Source organism: Agromyces bauzanensis (assembly GCF_014645655.1).
Lineage (GTDB): Bacteria > Actinomycetota > Actinomycetes > Actinomycetales > Microbacteriaceae > Agromyces > Agromyces bauzanensis.
In genome coordinates this window covers 1-3,313 of the sequence record NZ_BMMD01000053.1, presented here as the reverse complement: position 1 = coordinate 3,313, position 3,313 = coordinate 1, and the positions used below count along the sequence as shown (strand labels likewise).

At 66.7% G+C, this 3,313-nt stretch carries 4 protein-coding genes and 1 pseudogene; all 5 read left to right on the top strand.

Going from position 1 to position 3,313, the window contains the following annotated elements; genetic code table 11:
* Positions 1-441: 441 nt before the first annotated feature.
* Positions 442-871 (top strand): annotated as a pseudogene (locus IEX31_RS18275) (IS30 family transposase); the annotation flags it as partial.
* A gap of 128 nt (positions 872-999) precedes the next feature.
* Complete coding sequence (locus IEX31_RS18270; protein ID WP_188744820.1) at positions 1,000-2,016, top strand: hypothetical protein; 1,017 nt, start codon at positions 1,000-1,002, stop codon at positions 2,014-2,016.
* A 139-nt stretch (positions 2,017-2,155) separates the two neighbouring features.
* The gene (locus IEX31_RS18265) at positions 2,156-2,485 is read left to right on the top strand and encodes a hypothetical protein (protein WP_188744819.1); all 330 of its coding nucleotides are present in this window, start codon (positions 2,156-2,158) and stop codon (positions 2,483-2,485) included.
* Positions 2,464-2,805: a hypothetical protein gene (locus tag IEX31_RS18260; RefSeq protein WP_188744818.1), complete on the top strand. Its 342-nt coding sequence runs from the start codon at positions 2,464-2,466 to the stop codon at positions 2,803-2,805. The genes IEX31_RS18265 and IEX31_RS18260 overlap by 22 nt, the downstream gene beginning before the upstream one ends.
* Positions 2,806-2,830: 25 nt before the next feature.
* On the top strand, positions 2,831-3,256 hold the full coding sequence (locus tag IEX31_RS18255; protein WP_188744817.1) for a hypothetical protein: 426 nt from the start codon (positions 2,831-2,833) through the stop codon (positions 3,254-3,256).
* Positions 3,257-3,313: the final 57 nt, after the last annotated feature.

The window sequence follows — 3,313 nt, the reverse complement described above, 5'->3', positions numbered from 1 at the left end:
GCTATGACCGGTGGTCGTTGCGGCTGCTGGAGAAACGCGTTCTCCTCACCGACGGGCTCCCGCCGCTGGATCACTCCACGATCGGCCGGACCCTGAAAAAGGGGGCTTCGTCCTCACCTGAAGAAGTGCTGGACGATCCCGCCGCACGCCAGCGGTGAGTTCGTCGCCCGGAAGGAGGACGTGCTGGAGGTGTACCACCGCCGGTATGACCCGGCGGTGCCGGTGGTGTGCATGGACGAGAAGCCGAACCAGCTCCTCGGGCACGCCCGCGCCCCGCTCCCCGCCCGGCCCGGGCACGACCTGAAGCAGGACTCGGAGTACGTCCGTCACGGGACCTGCTCGATCTTCGTCTGGACAGAACCCCTCGCCGGGAGGCGCCGGGTGAACGCCCGTCGGCTGCGAACCCGTGTCGACTGGGCGCACGAAATCACCGAAGCAGCCCAGTGGGCGCTGGCGTGGAGTCCGGAGCAGATCTCGCACCGGCTGAGGGTCGACTTCCCGGATGATGAGTCCATGCGCATCAGCCACGAGGCGATCTACCAGTCGCTGTTCATTCAGGGGCGTGGCGCGCTCAAGCGGGAGCTGATTGCGTGCTTGCGTACGGGCCGGGCGCTGCGGGAGCCCCGGGCCCGATCGCGGAACAAGCCGCAAGGTCATGTCACCGCGGATGTCGTGCTCTCAGAGCGTCCCGCCGATGCTGCCGATCGCGCCATCCCCGGGGCATCGGGAGGGTGATCTGATCATCGGAACCGGCCGGTCCGCGATCGGCACGCTCGTCGAGCGCAGCAGCAGATCCACGCTTCTCGTGCACCTGCCAAGGCTGGAGGGCTGGGTCGAGATACCGCCCGACACACACAGCGCCGGTGCCGGGAAGGATCCGACAAAATCAGGTCTCCACGGTTCCACGGGATTGCCGGATCGTGGAATGACTCACAACCAGCCTGGCAAAGAGGGACTGAGGCGCTTCCGTCCAATACTCAGGCACGGTAACTTGCAGTCATGGCTTCGATACCGTTCGTCCAGCACGACATCACCGCTCGCGTGCCGCAGCTCACCGACCCGACGACGACGGTGTTGGTCCCGCTCACGATCAGGGTGGACCCGCTCACGGGGCACACCTCCCGGGTGATCGCTGGCACGAAGCTCGCGCCGACGAGCCGTCCCGACCTCAGCGCGCTCACTGCGCGCACAGCGTTCTGCCCGTTCTGCGCCGACACCCTCGAGGCCGCGACCGGCACCTTCGACCCCGCTATCACGGCAGAGGGTCGCATTCGCCGCGGGTCGGCCGTCGTCGTACCGAACGTCATGGCGTACTCCGAGTTCTCCTCCGTCGGTCTCTACGACACGTCCGAGCATTTCCTCGATCTGCCCGAGCTCACACCGAAGCGCGTCGGCGACCTGCTCGACGCGCTCACGGCCTACACGCGCGGTGTGCACGGCCTGCGGCCGATGTGGTCGTCCATCAACGCGAATTACCTGCCCTCCAGCGGAAGCTCGCTCGTACATCCGCACGTACAGTCCGCTCACGACGACCTCGGCACCACCGCACAGCGCCGGCTCGTCGAGCTCTCGCGGTCGTGGCAGGGTTCCGGATCGTACTGGGACGCGCTGGTGGCGCAGGAGGAGGGCGGCGAACGGTGGATTGGCCGTCGGGGCCGGGTGTCGGTGCTGACGCCGTGGGCGCCGATCGGATTCCACGAAGTCTGGGCGGTCGTGAACGGCGCGCACGACATCGTCGACCTGACGAGCGAGGATTGTGCCGATCTCGGCTCTGCTCTGTCAGCGGTATTCCGGGCCTACGTCGACTTCAACCTCACGGCGTTCAACTGGGCGCTCTACGGCGGAGGTCCAGACGCATCGGATCGGTATTCGGTGCTGCTGCGCGTCGTGAGCCGATCGAACCCCGAGGGCGTCTACCGGAGCGATGTCACCTACTTCGAACGGCTGGAGGATGAAGCCGTGATTGACGTCGGCCCGGAGGCGATCGCCGCGGAAGTGCGCTCTCACTTCGGTTAGACGCTATGGGGTGTTGAGCCTGAGTCCACCGCGTGAGCTGGCCTGTTCACTGTGTGAGTGAAAGGGAAATGTCCTTCTGATCTGGGAGAATGGTGGTGGTTGAAGGTACTGTTCTCGCGATCGGAAGGACACTTCGTGAGTGAAAGCCTATGGCAGGATCACGCCCGTTTTCGATGAGTCGAATCTCGTGTCGCATGTCGGGCTCGTTCCGGTGCTTACCCTGGCCGGTCGGGCAGGCCTGTCGGGGCTGGTGGGCGAGCATGTGACGCTGCCGGCGGCGAATATGGGCGTGAAGGCGCGTACCGTGGTCGCGGGGATGCTGGCCGGGGCGGACTCGATCGGTGACCTGGACGTGTTGCGGGCCGGTGGCGACCTCGAGGGTGATCGGCCAGTTGCGCGCGCCGTCCACGATCGGCACGTTCCTGCGCCGGTTCGCGCATGGGGTGCGTGCTGCAGCTGGCGGCGGTGAACCGTCGGCTGCTGCAGGACCTCGCGGCCGTCGTGCCGGGGCTGGTCGGTGGCGGGCTGGTGCGGGTGGACGTGGACGACACGATCCGTGAGGTGCACGGCCATCAGAAGCAGGGTGCCGCGTTCGGCTACTCCGGGGTGCGCGGCCTGAACGGCCTGCTGGCCACGATCAGCACCAGCACGTCGGCGCCGGTGGTCGCGGAGTTCTCGCTGCGGCGCGGGAACGTGCGCTCGGGCACGGTTGGCAGAATGGTTCATCCCCCGCGCCCTTGCCACCGTCGCAGGAATCGCACCCGGCAGGCAGGTGATCGTGCGCGGTGATGCCGCGTTCTGTACCCACAGCACCGTGACCGCAGCCCTGACGGCGGGGGCGTGGTTCTCGTTCACGATCGCGCACTGGCCCACCGTCACGGCCGCGATCGCGAAGATCCCGGAGGACGCATGGACGCCGATCACCTACCCGAACGCGATCGCCGACCCCACTACGGGCGAGTTGGTCTCCGACGCGCACGTCGCCGAGGTCCCGTTCACCGTGTTCACGTCGAGGAAGACGGGCCAGCAGGTGGCGTGCCGTCTGGTGGTGCGGCGCGTGAAGCGCCTGAACGGGAACGCGAAGACCGGGCAGGACACGCTGTTCGCCACGTGGCGGTATCACGCGTTCATCACCAACAGCACCCTGAACACCACCGACGCAGACGTCGAGCACCGCCAGCACGCCGTCGTGGATTATCTTGATGTCGGAGTTATGCCGATGTTGTGCGGGAGCGCCTGATCAGGGGCATGTTCGGGTCGGATAGTTCGGCATAACTAGAGGTTCTCGAGGAAGGTC

Excerpts from the sequence above, each read along its gene's own strand:
- IEX31_RS18270 (WP_188744820.1), top strand. The coding sequence starts at position 1,000 with ATGGCTTCGATACCGTTCGTCCAGCACGACATCACCGCTCGCGTGCCG.